The 15,145-nt window shown below is 74.6% G+C and carries 15 protein-coding genes; 7 read left to right on the forward strand and 8 right to left on the reverse strand.

Annotated features, from left to right (window positions below):
• Positions 1 to 44: 44 nt before the first annotated feature.
• Entirely contained in the window at positions 45 to 1,025 is a 981-nt protein-coding gene (locus AB0H75_RS33115) for a helix-turn-helix domain-containing protein (RefSeq protein WP_367803263.1), read from the forward strand.
• Between the two features lie 19 nt (positions 1,026 to 1,044).
• Here the strand turns inward: AB0H75_RS33115 and AB0H75_RS33120 are convergent, their stop codons facing one another.
• Together AB0H75_RS33120 and AB0H75_RS33125 are read right to left on the reverse strand one after the other, a co-directional pair.
• Positions 1,045 to 1,533: a nuclear transport factor 2 family protein gene (locus AB0H75_RS33120; RefSeq protein WP_367803265.1), complete on the reverse strand. Its 489-nt coding sequence runs from the start codon at positions 1,531 to 1,533 to the stop codon at positions 1,045 to 1,047.
• A 185-nt stretch (positions 1,534 to 1,718) separates the two neighbouring features.
• On the reverse strand, positions 1,719 to 5,153 hold the full coding sequence (locus AB0H75_RS33125) for a WD40 repeat domain-containing serine/threonine protein kinase (protein WP_367803267.1): 3,435 nt from the start codon (positions 5,151 to 5,153) through the stop codon (positions 1,719 to 1,721).
• A 399-nt stretch (positions 5,154 to 5,552) separates the two neighbouring features.
• Between AB0H75_RS33125 and AB0H75_RS33130 the strand changes: the two genes are divergently transcribed.
• Positions 5,553 to 6,164, forward strand: coding sequence for a LysE family translocator (locus tag AB0H75_RS33130; RefSeq protein ID WP_367803269.1), 612 nt, complete (start codon positions 5,553 to 5,555; stop codon positions 6,162 to 6,164).
• A 37-nt stretch (positions 6,165 to 6,201) separates the two neighbouring features.
• On the opposite strand, the gene AB0H75_RS33135 is transcribed toward AB0H75_RS33130, so the two are convergent.
• The 4 genes from AB0H75_RS33135 to AB0H75_RS33150 all read right to left on the reverse strand — a co-directional run bounded on the left by AB0H75_RS33135 (position 6,202) and on the right by AB0H75_RS33150 (position 9,218).
• Positions 6,202 to 6,834 (reverse strand): NADPH-dependent F420 reductase, encoded by a 633-nt coding sequence (locus tag AB0H75_RS33135; RefSeq protein ID WP_367803271.1) that lies wholly within the window; start codon positions 6,832 to 6,834, stop codon positions 6,202 to 6,204.
• A 10-nt stretch (positions 6,835 to 6,844) separates the two neighbouring features.
• A complete protein-coding gene (locus AB0H75_RS33140; RefSeq protein WP_367803273.1) occupies positions 6,845 to 7,804 on the reverse strand; it encodes a Gfo/Idh/MocA family protein in 960 nt (319 codons plus the stop codon).
• Positions 7,805 to 7,971: 167 nt separating this feature from the next.
• Positions 7,972 to 8,463 (reverse strand): hypothetical protein, encoded by a 492-nt coding sequence (locus AB0H75_RS33145; protein ID WP_367803275.1) that lies wholly within the window; start codon positions 8,461 to 8,463, stop codon positions 7,972 to 7,974.
• The gene (locus AB0H75_RS33150; protein ID WP_367803277.1) at positions 8,460 to 9,218 is read right to left on the reverse strand and encodes a DUF6152 family protein; all 759 of its coding nucleotides are present in this window, start codon (positions 9,216 to 9,218) and stop codon (positions 8,460 to 8,462) included. Before AB0H75_RS33150 ends, AB0H75_RS33145 begins: the two co-directional genes overlap by 4 nt.
• 75 nt (positions 9,219 to 9,293) lie before the next feature.
• On the opposite strand from AB0H75_RS33150, the gene AB0H75_RS33155 reads away from it, so the two are divergent.
• The 5 genes from AB0H75_RS33155 (at position 9,294) to AB0H75_RS33175 (ending at position 13,916) form a co-directional block, all read left to right on the forward strand.
• Positions 9,294 to 10,244 (forward strand): LysR family transcriptional regulator, encoded by a 951-nt coding sequence (locus AB0H75_RS33155; protein WP_367803279.1) that lies wholly within the window; start codon positions 9,294 to 9,296, stop codon positions 10,242 to 10,244.
• A gap of 154 nt (positions 10,245 to 10,398) precedes the next feature.
• Positions 10,399 to 10,803, forward strand: a complete 405-nt coding sequence (locus AB0H75_RS33160; RefSeq protein ID WP_367803281.1) for a hypothetical protein — start codon at positions 10,399 to 10,401, stop codon at positions 10,801 to 10,803.
• A 53-nt stretch (positions 10,804 to 10,856) separates the two neighbouring features.
• On the forward strand, positions 10,857 to 12,032 hold the full coding sequence (locus tag AB0H75_RS33165) for an MFS transporter (RefSeq protein ID WP_367803283.1): 1,176 nt from the start codon (positions 10,857 to 10,859) through the stop codon (positions 12,030 to 12,032).
• The gene (locus AB0H75_RS33170; protein WP_367803285.1) at positions 12,029 to 13,009 is read left to right on the forward strand and encodes an MBL fold metallo-hydrolase; all 981 of its coding nucleotides are present in this window, start codon (positions 12,029 to 12,031) and stop codon (positions 13,007 to 13,009) included. The genes AB0H75_RS33165 and AB0H75_RS33170 overlap by 4 nt, the downstream gene beginning before the upstream one ends.
• Positions 13,010 to 13,043: 34 nt before the next feature.
• The gene (locus AB0H75_RS33175; RefSeq protein ID WP_367803287.1) at positions 13,044 to 13,916 is read left to right on the forward strand and encodes an LLM class F420-dependent oxidoreductase; all 873 of its coding nucleotides are present in this window, start codon (positions 13,044 to 13,046) and stop codon (positions 13,914 to 13,916) included.
• 269 nt (positions 13,917 to 14,185) lie between these two features.
• On the opposite strand, the gene AB0H75_RS33180 is transcribed toward AB0H75_RS33175, so the two are convergent.
• Together AB0H75_RS33180 and AB0H75_RS33185 are read right to left on the reverse strand one after the other, a co-directional pair.
• Positions 14,186 to 14,731 carry a hypothetical protein gene (locus tag AB0H75_RS33180; RefSeq protein WP_367803289.1) on the reverse strand — a complete coding sequence of 182 codons (546 nt, stop codon included), beginning with the start codon at positions 14,729 to 14,731 and terminating at the stop codon, positions 14,186 to 14,188.
• Positions 14,732 to 14,811: 80 nt separating this feature from the next.
• On the reverse strand, positions 14,812 to 15,144 hold the full coding sequence (locus tag AB0H75_RS33185) for a hypothetical protein (protein WP_367803290.1): 333 nt from the start codon (positions 15,142 to 15,144) through the stop codon (positions 14,812 to 14,814).
• Position 15,145: the final 1 nt, after the last annotated feature.

The following is a 15,145-nucleotide window of genomic DNA, read 5'->3' on the forward strand; positions in this document are numbered from 1 at the left end:
CCGCGCCGAGTGCCAGGAAAGACATCATGCGGTACTTTCTTGCCATGCATCGTGTGGTGGCCCTCATCCGCTCACCGCAATCGACCTTCGAGCTCGCCTGCGCCGCCCAGGTGTTCGGGATCGAACGGCCAGGACTTCCGACGAGCTACACCTTCAGCGTGTGCACGGAGCACCCGGGGCCGCTCGCCACGTACGCCGGGTACGACATGCTCGTGACCGACGGGCTGGACGCGCTCGACCGGGCCGACACCGTGATCGTCCCCGGCTGGCTGCCGGCCCGGGTGCCCCCCTCCCGCGCGGTCGTCCGGGCTCTGCGTCGCGCGCACGCTCGCGGAGCGCGCGTGGTCAGCATCTGCTCCGGCGCCTTCGCGCTGGCGCACGCCGGCCTGCTGGACGGGCGCAGGGCGACCACCCACTGGGCGCTGGCCGGCGAGCTGGCGGCACGCTTCCCGCACCTTCACCTCGACCCGGACGTGCTGTACGTGGACCACGGTGACGTGGCCACCAGCGCCGGGGCCGGCGCCGGCTTCGACCTGTGCATGCACCTGATCCGCAAGGACCAGGGCGCCCGGTACGCCGCACATGTCGCACGGACCATGGTGATGCCGCCGCACCGCGAGGGCGGGCAGTTGCAATACGCGGCACCGCCGCACCCCGCGCAGCTGGACGGCACCCTCGCGCCGCTGCTGGAATGGATCACCGAGAGGCTCGGCGAACCGATCACCCTTGAGACCATGGCCGCGCGCGCGGGCGTCTCACCGCGTACCCTCGCCCGGCAGTTCGCCGACCAACTCGGCATCAGCCCGGGCCGGTGGCTGCTCAACCAGCGCATCGCCGCGGCCCAGGACCTGCTGGAATCCACCGACCTGCCACTGGACGCCATCGCCCGCCGCGTCGGCCTGTCCTCGGCCACCAACCTGCGCAGACGTTTCCACAACGTCCTCGGCACCACACCCGGCGCCTACCGCCGCACCTTCGCCGGGCGCCTCGTCCCGTCTGCCTCCGGTGATGACTCCCGCACTTGAGTGACAGCTCCGGCCCTGCTCAGCGCGGCCCCTCCCAGGCGCAGACCTCAGCGATGGCGGCCGGATCCCAGTAGAAGGGACGGCATTCGAGCATGCGCCCGTCCCGCACGGTGATCAGCTGCACGATCAGCGTCTCGATCTCCCGGCCCGTGGCCCGGGCGCGGAACCGTACCCGGTTGCGCACCACCACGGTGTCCTCGTCGCCCCAGTGCCGCTGCTCCAGGAACTCCATCGATTCCCACACCCCGCTGAAGGCGGCCAGGAACCGCTCCATGCCCTCCCGGCCGCGCCACGTCCCCGTCCCCGTGAAGGGCAGGCCCGGCGCCTGGTACAACACCACCTCCGGATCCAGGTACGCGGCGACCTGGTCGTAGTCGGCCTTGCCGTATCCGCCCGCGGCCACGTACGCCGCCTCGGCGGCGTAGAACCTCTCCATCACCGCCCACGCGCCGCCCGGCCGCCGCTCCGCGTCCACGGGCCGCCCTTCCGCGGTGGTTCCCCTCGTCATGACTGTCTCCTCTCGTCGGCAACGCTCTTGAGAACACCGCCCGCCCCGATGTGGTTGCAGCCTCGCCGGCGACCTCGGCGTCAGCCCCTCCCCGAGCTGCGGCGTATCCGCCTGAGCCTGCTCCAGGGCGGGACGGTCCCGCCGGAACCGGCACGACCCGCGCCACCGGCCAGGAGCGGGCGCGCTCAGGGGCACACCGTGAACGGCTCGACGCCGGGCAGGTGACGCGCCCACTCCGCGGCGGTGAGCGGACGACCGGCACGCGCGCACACGGTCGCGGCCACGTGCCGCTCGTCCACGTCGAGCACCCGGACCGTGCCGTCCGGGGTGACGGTCCGCAGCTTCGTGCCGTCCGCCGTGAACCCCACCCAGCCCTGCGCCGCGCCACCCGCCGGCACCCTGCCGTCGAGGACGACGCCGAGCGGCCGGCGGCTCGGCACGTCCCAGAGCCGGACCCGCGCGCCCTCCTCGTACGTGGCGATCGTGCGCCCGTCGGGTGACCAGGCCAGCACGGTGGGCTCGCCGCCCGGCACCGCGGGGAACTCGGCGATCCTGGTCCTGACGTCGCCGTCCCACAGGGTGAGCCGGCCGGGCCCGGAGGCGGCCACCTGCCGGCCGTCCGGGCTGAAGGCGAAGGCTCCGCTGAGCTGCCCGGTGCCCGGCGCGGGCGGCCGGACCGCGCCGCCGGCGGGATCGACGAGCTGGAGCGTGGCCCCGGACACGAGCAGCCGCCCGTCGGGGCGGAAGACGAGCTCGCCCCCGCTCGTCCCGGGCACCGTCCGCCGGGTGCCGTGCCGCAGGTCCCACAGCTCGACCTCGCCGCGCTCGCCGTGGCGGGACACGGCCAGCGTGCGGCCGTCCGGGCTGAACGCCAGCGACATGACGCCCTCCTCGGGCCCGCCCCCCAGCTCGAACCTGGCCGTCTCCCTGTACGAGGGCAGCTCGACCACGCGGACCGTGTTGTCGGCCCCCACGGCGAGGCGGCGGCCGTCGGCGCTGAAGGCGATGGCGCTGCTGCTGCCCGACCAGGGGACGGGCTTCATGAGGCGGCGGCCCGTCGCCGCGTCCCTGATCTCCACGTACTCGTCCCAGACCGCGGCCAGCACCCGCCCGGAGGGATCCAGGCGGGCCGTCCCCTCCTCGGTGCCGCCGCTGATCGGCCGGTCGAAGACCGTGGAAAGGTCCTCGGTGTACACGGCGCCCTGCTCGTCCAGGTAGCGGACGGCCCGGCCGGCGAGGTCGAAGCGGAGCCGGCTGACGGAGGCGGGCAGCGCGTGGCGGTAGGCCGTGGTGTAGTTGGAGCGCCGCCGCAACGTGAGCGGATGGTCGTCGCTCCAGTCGGCGATGAAGGCATCGCCGAAGACGAAGGCCGCCCTGGTGCCCATCTCGCCCGTCTGGGCCGTCATCTCCTCGCCCGAGGCCACCTCGAACACCCGGACCCTGCTTCTCTCGGTCGTGCCCAGCGTCTCCGCGGTCACCAGCGACCCGCCGTCGTCGCTGAAGACGGCCTGGTTGATGTCACCTTCCGGCTTGACCGGCGGGATCGGCGTCCTGCGGCCCGAGCGGAGGTCCCACAGCTCCGCGCGATGGCCCTTCACCACGTAGCCGTGGCGCCCGTCGCGGCTGATCGCGTTGAGCGCGGCCCCCGAAGGCGCGGTGAGCCGCCGGCGCCTGCTGACGTCCCACCACTCGGGCAGGACGTCCGTGCCCCACGGGATGCCCAGGTAGCGGCCGGAGGGGTCGAAGTCCAGCGCGCCCGCCGACTGCTCGCCCCTACGGCGGATGGGCGCGCCGAGCGGCCTGCCGGTGCGGACGTCCCACAGCCGCAGTTGCTTCTCGTCGAGCAGGGCCAGGGTGCGCCCGTCGGGGGCCAGCGCGGCCTCGTACACGCCCTCGCCCACCCCGGACACCACGGCGGTGCGCCGGTGGCCGGGCACGTCCCAGATCCTGGCCGTCCCGCCGCTCACCGACACCAGCGTGCGGCCGTCCTGGCTCAGGGTCTGCGTGGTGCGGCCGGTGTAGTCGGGGTCGAGGAAGACGTCGGTCGTGGTCTGGGAGAGCGAGTCGTAGAGCGCGCCGCGGGTCTCGGGCAGCGCCGGGCCCAGCCGCCGGCTCGCCAGGCTCAGCAGCATCGCGATCCTGGGATCGCGCCGGCGCAGGTCGGCGGCGCGCAGCGCGAGCTCGCGGGCCAGCGCGTCGTCACGCTGGCGGCCGGCCTGCCTGCGCAGGTACTCCGCCGTGCCGAGCCCGCCGAGCGCGGCCACGAGCAGCACGGCCAGGGCCGCCGCGACCAGCCGGCGCGTCCTGCCCCGCCGGCGGGCCTGGGCCGCCGCCGCGTCGAGGAACGCCCGCTCGCGCCGCCCCAGCGTCAGGTCCTTGCGCGCGGTGGCGGCCCACTGGATCGTGCCGTCCAGGGCCGAGCCGTGCAGGAGGTCGGCCGGTCTCCTGCCGTGCGTCTCCCACAGCGCGGCGGCCTCGGCGAGCCGCCGGTGCACGGGCAGCCCCTCGCGGTTGTCCTCCACCCACGCGCGCAGCCGGGGCCAGGCGTGCAGGAGTCCGGGGGTGGCCAGCTCGTACGCCGCCCCGCTCCACGTGACCAGCCCCGCGGAGCCGAACACGGCGAGCATCGCGTCCACCGCCCGGGCCTCCGGCAGCTCGTCCCTGCCGACGGGCCTGAGCTCGTCGCCGTCGATCATCCGCAGGAACACCTCGGGCACGGTGGCCCGCTCGGCCTCGGTCAGCTCCCTGTAGAGCTCCTCCGCGATCGCGCCCAGGTCGGGGTCGGGGCGCGTGGTGAGGGCGCCCGCCTGCGTGCCGCCGCGGGTGAGCAGGTCGTCCCCGCCGCCGAGCAGCCGCAGCAGCACCTCCCGCGCGGACGGGCGCTCCGCCGGGTCGCGGGCCAGCGCCGCGGCCACCAGCGGGCCCAGCGGCTCGGGCAGGTCGCGCACCTCGGGCTCGAACTCCAGCACCCGCCCGATGACGGCGACCGGGTCGTCGGCCTCGATCGCGTCCCTGCCCCGGGCCGCGAACAGCACCACCATGGCCCACGCCCACAGGTCGGCCGCCTCGCCCGCGCCGCGCCCCTGGAACACCTCGGGCGGCATGTAGCCGGGCGTGCCCACGAGCGGCCCGCCCGTCGTCGGCCCCACCTCGCGCGCCACCCCGAAGTCGATCACCCGGGGCCCGTCGGGGCCGATGATGATGTTGTCCGGTTTGAGATCGCGGTGCACGATCCCGGCCTGGTGGATGGCGGTCAGCGCGGTGGCCACCCCGATCGCCAGCCGGCGCAGCGCGTCCCGCGCGTACGGCCCGGACTCCTCCACCACTCGTTTCAGGCTCGGCCCCGGCACGAACTCGCTGACGATGTAGAGCGGCACCGCCTCGACCTGCGCCTCGATGACCCTGGCGGTGCAGAACGAGGCCACCCGCTGCGCCGCCGCCACCTCCTTGGCGAGCCTGGCCCGCGTCTCGGCGCTGTCGAACCTGGGCACCTTGACCGCGACCCGCTCGCCCGCCTCCCCGTAGCCGTCGTAGACGACACCCTGACCACCGGCGCCCAACCGCCCGGCCAGCCAGTAACGCCCTAACCGCCGCGGGTCGGACGGAGTGAGAGGAACCATCGCGCGTGCCATTTCCATCTCGAAGCCGGGGCGTACCTAGGCCACCCGCGCCACTGCCGGGACCACGACCGCTCCCACCACCGCCGGCCACGCCCCGCCCGTCCCGCGCTCGCCCATCCCGGCCTCCTCATGTGATCACCCGTCGGGTCCGAGCCATCCTGGACCAGCGGTGTTGAGCATTCGTTGAGCCCGGGTTGAGCACCCCGGCCCCTGGGCGCCCGGGGACGCCAGGAGACGATGTCGACCACGACGCCTCCTCCTACTGGTCCCGGGGCAGCCTAGTCAAAGATCACAGAGACGGGCGGAGGCGGCCTTCTAAAACAAACATGGATTGACATAGAAGGGGCGGGAGTGGTTGGGTGCACGGGAACCATCCCCGTCTCCAGGAGGACCGGCACCGTGAGCATCGAGTTCCTGCTGACCTCGCTCGTCATCGTCGCCACTCCGGGAACCGGCGTGCTGTACACGCTGACGGCGGGCCTGTCGCGCGGCGGCCGGGCGAGCGTCGTGGCGGCGTTCGGGTGCACGCTGGGCATCGTGCCGCACATGGCGGCGGCCGTCACCGGCCTGGCGGCGCTGCTGCACGCCAGCGCCGTCGCCTTCCAGGTGCTGAAGTACGCGGGCATGGCGTACCTGCTCTACATGGCCTGGTCCACGCTGCGGGAGCGGGGCACGCTGAGCGTGGAACAGGAATCCTCCCCGCGCCCGACGGCCAGGGTGATCGCCGACGGGGTGCTGATCAACATACTCAACCCGAAACTGTCGATCTTCTTCTTCGCGTTCCTGCCGCAGTTCGTGAGCGACGGCGAGCCCGCCGCGCCGGCCCGCATGCTGGAGCTGAGCGGTGTCTTCATGCTGCTGACACTCGTGGTCTTCACCGGGTACGGCCTGTTCGCCGCCGCGGTCAGGAACCACGTGATCTCCCGGCCCAGGGTGCTGGCATGGATGCGGCGCGGTTTCGCCGCCGCGTTCGCCGCCCTCGGCCTCAAGCTCGCTCTCACCCAGCAGTAGTCGTGGCCGACCCGGCGGGGGGCCGCGCGCCGGCCCGCTACGCCGGGATGCCCAGCGCCGCGCGCAACCGCTCGGCGGTCATCGGCCGGTTGAAGATCGGCGACTCCGGCTGCTGGCGAGGCCCGCCCTCGGCGAGGGAGCCGGTGTCGACCGGGTCGAACCCAGCCGCGTCGACGAGCCCGGCCACGGTCGCCTTGGCGCCGGCGTGATCGCCGGCCAGCGGCAGGGCCGGCCGGCCGGGCGTCCCGGCGGGCCGGCCCCGCTCGTGCAGGTACCGGTAGTTGAGCGTGTTGAACGCCTTGACCACCCTCGCCTCCGGCACGAACGCCGCCAGCACCTCGCTGGAGGTGGCCCCCTCCGCCACCGGGCCGCGCCCGTCCCTGCCCGGGAAGTAGTTCGTGGTGTCGACCAGGACCCGCCCCTGCCACCCCGAGCGCGGCAGGGACCGGTACCGGCCGAACGGGATCGCCACGAACACGACGTCCCCGAACTCCACCGCCTCGGCCGGGCTGCCGGCGCGGGCCAGCGGGCCGAGCACCTCGACCTGCGGGCGCAGCGTTTCCGGCGCCCGGCTGTTGCTCAGCAGCACCGGGTATCCGGCCGCGGTCAGCAAGGTGGCCACGGCGCCGCCGATCTGGCCCGCGCCGATGACTCCGACGTGCAACGACATGCGTGATCTCCTAGGTGTGCGAACCGGTCAGCCGGTGGCGGGCCTGTTCCAGCAGGCGCATCATGGCCACGCTGTCGTCGAGCGGCATGACCGGGCTCTCCGTCCGCCCTTCGGCCAGGGCGCTCTGGACCTCCAGGACCTCGGCGAGGTAGCCGTCCACGGCGCCCAGCACGTACGGCTCGGCCGGGCCCGAAGGACTGCTGAGGATGATCGTCCTGGGCGCCCAGAACGGCGCGAGGACGTCGGCGCGCAGGTCGGCGCCGATCACGCTCGCGCTGTTGGGCAACCGGCGGACCAGGGACACCTCCGCCTCGGCCCGGGCCGAGCCGGGGAAGGTCAGCGACATCCTCGCCTCGGCGTCCACCTCGCCCTTCAGCGAGCCGGTGACCCGCAGGCCGGCGGGCGGCCCGAGCAGCAGGTGCGCCAGCCCGAGCGGGTAGCCGCCCAGCTCCAGCAGCGCGCCGCCCCCGGTCTCCGGCCGCCACAGCCGGTGGTGCGGGTCGTACGGGGCGGACACCCCCAGCGAGGCGCGCACCTCGCGTACCTCGCCGAACCGCCCCTCGGCGGCGAGGCGCCGGATGAGCGGGTTGAAGCGCATCCACATGGCCTCCATGAGGAAGACCCCGGCCGCGCGGGCCAGGGCGACCATGCGCTCGGCCTGGGCGAGGGTCGCCGTCAGGGGCTTCTCGCACAACACCGCCTTGCCGTGGGCGATGGCCATCTCGGCCACCTCCAGGTGCTGGGCGTGCGGCGTGGTCACGTACACCACGTCCACGGCCGGGTCGGCGCACACCTCGGCGTAGGAGCCGTAGGAACGTTCCGCGCCGAGGAACGACGCCAGCGCCGCCGCCCGGCCGGGGTCGCGGGCGCCGACGGCGCTCACCCGCATCCCCGGCTGCGCCGCGATCACGGCGCCCAGCGTCCTGGCCATGGCCCCCGCCGCGGCTATGCCCCATCCGATGTCCTTCACGGTCCTCCTTCGTCGTCCGACGGCATGGACGCCGCCCCCGGCGCCCGAGCATTCCGGGCCGCGCCGAGGGGAACAAGGGCCGTTCGCGCAACGCCGGTTGACCCCGCGCTTCATGATCAGACGGTGAGGACGGCTCCGGCCGGGGCGAGGTGACCGGGCGCCGTCCCTCAGGTGTAGGCGATCAGCCGGCCACAGGCGACCACCCCTGCCCAGGTGAGGAGCGAGACGGCGCCCGCCGCCCGGGCGGCGGCCGGGGTGCGGCGGGCGCCGTCCCAGGTGCTCACCCTGCGGTAGACGCCCAGGTGGAAGAGGGCGACGTTGAGCCCGGCCACCGCCAGCAGGGCGAGCTTGACGGGGGCGGCGCCGGTCCCGGCGATCTCCCTGGCTCCGGCCGCGAACATCGCCGCCCCGGAGCCGGCCGCCGCGGCGAGCCCGGCCCTGGCCACGGGCAGCAGGTGCCGGGCCGCGGCCACGACCGTGATCGCGCCTCGGCCCGCGCCGAGCAGCCGCAGGTCGAACAGGGCGGCGGGACCGACGAGCAGCGCCAGCCCGAGCAGGTGGACGACCTCCAGCGCGCTGTACACCCACGGCGTCACCCTGACGAGCTCCGCCAGCCGGGTCTCTTCGAGCCACCTCAGCAGGTCGGGCACGAGCATCACGCGCCCCCGCGGCCCTTCCTCCGCATCAGCACCGTCACCACCGCGCCACCCGCCACCATCGCGCCACCCGCCAGCAGGGCCCCGCCGACCGGCCACGGCAGCGGACCGGCGTCCGAGCCCGGACCGGAGTCGGAGCCCCCGGAGGCGCCGGCGGCGGTACCGGGCTCCGAGGCGTGCTCGCCGCGCTCGGACGCCGCGGCACCCGCGCCAGGAGACACGACCGCGCCCGCGTCAGGAGACGCAGCGGCACCCGCGTCAGGAGACACGACGGCGCCCGCGTCAGGAGACGCGGCGTTCTCCGGCAGCGGGACCGAGCGCTGCCGGATCGCCCGCCCGTCCGCGCGCACCAGCAGCTCGGGGCGGAACTCCTCCGCGTGCTCGCGATGCACGTACCCCACCGCTTCCAGCCGTTCCCCCCGGCTCACCCGATCGGGCATCCCCCAGGCGGACAGCCGCTCCACCGGCGCCAGGACCAGCACCACCTCCCGGACCGCCCCGTCGTAGGGCCGGCTGCGCCGCAGCACCTCCCGCCCGCCGAGGTTCTCCAGCTCGGCCGGGATGGGCCGCGACGCCAGCCCCGGGGGCAACGTCACCGATCCCGGTACACGCAGCCGCACCTGGGGGTGCGGGTTGCCCCAGCGCACCTCCGTCACGGTGCCCGAGAGGTACAGCGGCCGCTCCGTGCGGAAGTCCTCCCAGCCGTGGTGCAACGCTCCGGCCAGGGCGGTCGCCAGTCCGACGATCATCAGCTTCATGACGACCACCCTGCCCGGCGCATCCGCGCAGGCGGGATCAAGCGGTAAATCAGCACTGATTGATATAGGTGGGATATGAATCTGCGGCAGCTCCGCTACGTCGTCGCGCTCGCGGAAGAGCTCAACTTCGGACGCGCGGCCCTGCGCGAGGGGGTGCGCCAGCCGCCGTTCAGCCAGCAGATCGCCAAGCTGGAGGAGGAGCTGGGCGTGCGCCTGTTCGAGCGCACGACCAGGCAGGTGTGCCTCACACCTGCCGGGGAGGCGTTCGTCGCGCATGCCCGCACCAGCCTGGCCCACGCCGAGCTGGCCGCCGAGTCGGCCCGGCGGGCGGGCCGCGGCGAGGCGGGGCGGCTGGCGGTCGGGTTCGTCGGATCGGCCACCAACCTCACGCTGCCGCGGGTGCTGCGCCGCTTCCGCGCCCGCTACCCGGGCGTCCAGGTGGAACTGCGCGAGCTGACCACCGCCCAGCAGGCCGAGGAGCTGCGGCAGGGACTGCTCGACGTGGGGCTGCTGCACGCGCCGCTGGCCGGGCCCGCCGCCGAGATGTTGTCCACCCGGACGGTGGCCCGCGAGCTGCTGCTCGCCGCGCTGCCCAGCGGCCATCCCCTCAGCGCCCGCACGCCGCTGCCGGTCGCGGCGCTGGCGGGAGAGCCGTTCGTGATGTTCCCGCGCCGGTACGGCCCCGCTCTGCACGACCGCATCACCGCGGTGGCCCGTGCCGCCGGCTTCGAGCCGCGGGTCGTCCAGGAGGCCGTGCAGATGCAGACGATCGTGGGCCTGGTGGCCGCCGGGATCGGGGTGGCGATCGTGCCCGAGTCGGTGGCCAGGCTCCGGCGGGGCGACGTGGTGTTCCGGCCCCTGGCGCCCGCGACCAGGGTCGTCACGCTGGACGTGACCTGGCGCACCGGCGACCCGAACCCGATCGTGCGCAACTTCCGCGACCTCTTCCCGGCGGGCGAGGACCGGCCGGGCGGAGGCGTTCGCGCAGCTCCGCCGCTCCCTGCCGATGGTGAACCTGGGAGTTAACCGGCGTTGCGGAAACGGCCATTGATCGTGTCCCGCCGGGCCGGAATGCTCGACCTGACCACGGCGGGACCGTGGTCAACGGCATGCCTGAAAGGAATGGTGACGTGAATTTCCGTGCCTCGCACCGGCGCCCGGCGGGCGGCAGGACGCGTTGATGGAGCCCACCGAGATCCTGCCGATCGTGGCGATCCTGTCGATCGTGACGGTCGAGTTCGGCGGGCACGCGCTGCTGCGCTTCGTCACCACCGACCGCGACCGGCTGGGGGCTTTCCGCGAGCGGTTCTTCCGGGCCGGTCACGCGCACGCCGGGGTGCTGCTGGTGCTCTCGCTGGTCTACCTGCTGTACCTGCCCCGGGCCGGTTTCGGTGACGGCCTGGAGTGGCTGTGCGGCGGGGTGCTGCTGGCCGGGGTGCTGGCCCAGTCCGGCGGGTTCTTCCTGCACCTGGGCGTCGGGCAGGAGGGCCGCCGCTCGGCCGGCACGCTGCTCACCAGGACCGGGGCCCTGCTGCTGGCCGCCGCGCTCGTCGCCCTGGCCGCCGGGCTCATCCGGGCCGCCTGACCCGCGCCCCTCTCCCCCTCCCTCCTCGTCACCGCCTGAACCGGAGCTCACCTGTGCCCTCCGCACCCACCATCACCCGCACCCGCGGGAATCTGGCCCTGCTCGCGTTGTTCCTGGCCACGTTCGTGCTGGGCAGCACCGAGCTGGTGATCGTCGGCGTGCTGGACCTCATCGCCACCGACACCGGCGTGAGCGTCAGCACCGCCGGCACCCTGGTCACCGCCTACGCCCTGGGGCTGGCCATCGGCGGGCCCGTGCTGACCGCGGCCACCATCCGGCTGTCCCGGCGCACCCTGCTGTGGGCCGCCATGCTGGCCTTCCTGCTGGCCACCCTGGCCATGACCCTCACCACCGGCTTCGAGCTCCTGCTCCTCGCCCGGGCCCTGGCCGGATCCCTGCACGGCGCCTTCATCGGCGCGGCCTTCGCCGCCCTCGGCTCGCTGGCCCCCGCCGAACGCATGGGCAGCGCCATCGCCGTCGTCATGGGCGGCATCGCCGTCTCCACCGCGATGGGCGTGCCCATCGGCACGCTGATCGGCCGTACCCTCGGCTGGCGCGGCGCGTTCACCGTCATCGCGGCCGTGGGCGCGCTCGTCCTGGTGGGCCTGCTCACGCTGATCCCGGCGGTCGCCGCCGGCGAGGCGGGGCCGGGGCTGCGCGCGCAGCTACGCTCGGCGTTCGCGCCCCGGGTGCTGGCCGTGCTGCTGGCAGGGGTGCTGCTGCTGGGCGGGCAGTTCACCGTCTTCACCTACATCACCCCCTACCTGCTGGAGGTGACCGGCATCTCCGGCGCGGCGGTCAGCGGATTCCTCCTGGCCTACGGCGTGGCCACCGCGGCCGGCACGTTCGCCGGCGGCTGGGCGGCCGACCGCAACGCCCCCCGGACGCTGCTGGTGGCCAACGTGGTGCTGGTGCTGGCGCTGGGGCTGCTGTACCTGGCCGGGGCGGTCCCGGTCCTGGCGGCGGGGGCGCTGCTGGTGTGGGGGCTGGTCGGGTTCGGGCTGGTGCCGGCGTTGCAGTACCAGGTGGCGATGCTGGCCGGCCCCGCCCGGGACCTGGCCGCCAGCCTGCCCGCCTCGGCGGTCAACGCCGGCATCGCCGCCGGAGCGCTGCTGGGCGGCTGGGCGCTGACCGGCAGCGGGCTGCCCGCGGTGGTCGTCGTCGGGCTGCTGATGTGCGCGATCTGCCTGCCCCTGACCTGGCTGACCGGACGCTGGAGCCCGCGATGACCCGAACCGCCACGGCCGCCCTGGCCGCCGCCCTCACCACTGCCCTCACCACCGTCCTCACCGCCGCCCTCACCACCGGGCCGGCTGCGGCCACGGCGGCGGACCTCAGCGTCGCTCGTTTCGCCTCGCCCCAGCCCGGCTCGGTCAACACCTTCTGGATACAAGCCCCGCGGGGGCTCGTCCTGATCGACACCTTGCGCTCACCCGCCGATGCCCGCGCCGCGCTGGCCCGCATCCGCGCCACCGGCCGGCCGGTGGCCGCCATCCTGCTGACCCACGCCCACCCCGACCACGTCGGCGGAGCCGGCGTCTTCCACCGCGCCTTCCCGCACGCCCCGCTGTACGCCTCCCGGGCCACCGCCAAGGCCATGCGCGACGACAAACGCGGCCTGTACGCCCTGACCCGCGCGCTGCCCGGCTCCGACTTCCCCCGCCGGCTCACCCACCCCACCCGCACCTTCCGGCCCGGCGCCACGCTGACGGTCGCCGGCCTGAAGCTGCGCACCGCCGAGTTCCCCGCCGCCGAATCCGACGCCGCCACCGTGTACTACGAGCCGCGCAGCCGCGCCCTGTTCGCCGGCGACCTGCTCGGCAACCGGGTCACCCCCGCGCTGGTGGAAGGCCACAGCTGCACCTGGCTGGTCCAGCTCGACCGCCTGCGCGGGACCTCGCTGGCGACCGGGACGGCCTACCCCGGCCACGGCGCCCCCGGCCCGGCCCGCGAGCTGATCGAGCGCCAGCACCGCTACCTCACCCACTTCCGCGCCCTGGTCGAACGCGCCGTACGCCCCGGCTCCCCGGCCGGGCGGCGCGTCACCGCCGCCGAACGCCGCGCCATCACCACCACGATGGCCCGCGCCTTCCCCCGCCATCCCCGGGTCGCCTCCCTGCCCACCCTGATGCAGGAGAACATCAAGGCGGTGGCCACCGAGATCACCACCACCGACCCGGCCCGGCTGCCCCGCCTCTGTCACTGACCACACCCCTCCCCCGTTCAAGGAGCTGAACGCCATGCGGCTGGGCGCGATCTTCCCGCACAACGAGATAGGCACCGACCCCGACGCGATCACCACCTGGGCCACCGCCGTCCAGAACCTGGGCTACCAGCACATCATGGCCTTCGACCACGTGCTGGGCGCCGGCACCCGCAACCGGCCCGGCTGGCGCGGCTACACCAGCGCCGACGCCTTCCACGAGGTCTTCGTTCTGTTCGGCTACCTGGCCGCGGTGACCACCACCGTCGAACTCGTCACCGGCGTGCTCATCGTGCCCCAGCGCCAGACCGCTCTGGTGGCCAAGCAGGCCGCCGAGATCGACCTGCTCAGCAAGGGCCGGCTCCGCCTGGGCATCGGCGTCGGCTGGAACGACGTCGAATACCACGCCCTGGGCCAGGACTTCACCACCCGCGGCAAGCGCGCCGAAGAGCAGATCGCCGTGCTCCGCGCCCTGTGGGCCGAACCGGAGATCACCTTCGAGGGCCGCTGGCACAGCATCCCCGACGCCGGCATCAACCCCCGGCCGGCCCGCGGCACCATCCCCCTGTGGCTCGGCGGGCACTCCACCGCCACCCTCGACAGAGTCGGCCGGCTGGGCGACGGCTGGCTGCCGCTCGTCCCGCCCGGCCCCCAGGCCGTGGAGATGCTGCGCCGCGTCCACCACGCCGCCCAGCACGCCGGCCGCGACCCGCACGACATCGGCATCGAGGTCAAGGTCAGCCTGCCCACCGGGTCGATGGACAGCCGGCTGCCCTTCCTGCACGACTGGCGCGCGCTGGGCGCCACCCACGCCACCGTCGAGACCCACGGCGCGGGCCGGACGCTGCGCGAGCACCTGGCCGTGCTGGAGGAGGCCGCCAGGACCTACCAGCGGTACGGTGACACGTGAACCGCCCGGGCGGTGGCGCCGATGAGGGTGAGTCGCAGTCCGGCACGCGACGGCCGAACGCCTCGGCGGCACCGCCGAGCAGCGGCCCGCCCGCCGCGCCCGCGAAGGCCACTCGCAGGGTGCCGGTGGGGCCGCGCCCGGAGCCGATCGCGCGCGAACGCCGTGGCGATCCGGTTCGGCGCTCCGGCTCGTGGCGCTCCACCATGATGCCCGGGACCGCTGGTCACGGCTCCTTTACGTTGTAGATCACTGCTGGCCGTCCGCCGTGGTCAGAGGTCGCCGATCTCGATGAAGCAACCCTCGTCCAGCTCAAGGAGCTCCCCGGCCGTGATGACGAAGCGGCGGCCGAGGAGTTGCCGGCGGCTGCGCAGCTCCGCGTTCAGGGCGCTGCTGCCGCGAATGGTCATGAAGCCGCCGAAGCCGGTCCGCTCGACGCCGTCGAGGTAGGCGGGCCCGTCGCCGACCGGCCCGTCCTCGTGCTCGTCGGGCACGAGGAGCTGGTGCTCCTTCCCCGCCCACGCGCGCGCGAGGTCGTCCCCCGTGCCGGCGACGGCGGCGGCGAACTCGTCGCGGTCGAGGACGACGTACTCGTCCGCCCCGCGGTACAAGCTGGCCGACCACTCCGCCGCGGCGTCGCGGGGGTAGGCCGACAGCAGCGACCACTCCCCCGACGAGGCGCTGACCAGGTGGGCCGGGCCCGTCTCCCCGCTGACGACCTGCACGCCCGTGACCTCCCAGCCCGCGTCCAGCAGCCGGGACAGGTCGGCGCAGACGGCGGCGGGCAGGCTCGGCTCATGGCGGGGAACGGGCTGCATGGTCTCCTGCTCGGGTGGTGTCCGGCGTTCGCTACGCCGACCCTATCGGGCCTGGCCGTCGCGGGTGCCGGTCGCCGCCGTCAGTAGTGGTGCGACACCCCGTACGTGCCCTGCAGCCACCGCGGCCGGGCGTCCTCCGGCTCGCGGCGGGAGGGCGCGCGGCGCTCGTGGACGCGCAGCGCGCGCTGGTAGGCCGCCTCCAGGACGAACTCCTCGACGCAGACCCCCTCGGCCCTGGCCGCGGCGGCGACGGCCGCGCGCCGGGCGGGGTCGGGGAAACGCAGGCCGTCGAGGAAGCGCGAGCACTCGGGGCGGCGCGGGCAGTCGGAGGAGCACGGGCCGTCAGAGGAGCGCGGGCCGTCGGAGGAATGCGGGCCGTCGGGGAGGGGCGGGCTCGGGTCGCGGTCGCTCATG

It is taken from the genome of Nonomuraea sp. NPDC050783, from assembly GCF_040802095.1.
Taxonomy (GTDB): domain Bacteria; phylum Actinomycetota; class Actinomycetes; order Streptosporangiales; family Streptosporangiaceae; genus Nonomuraea.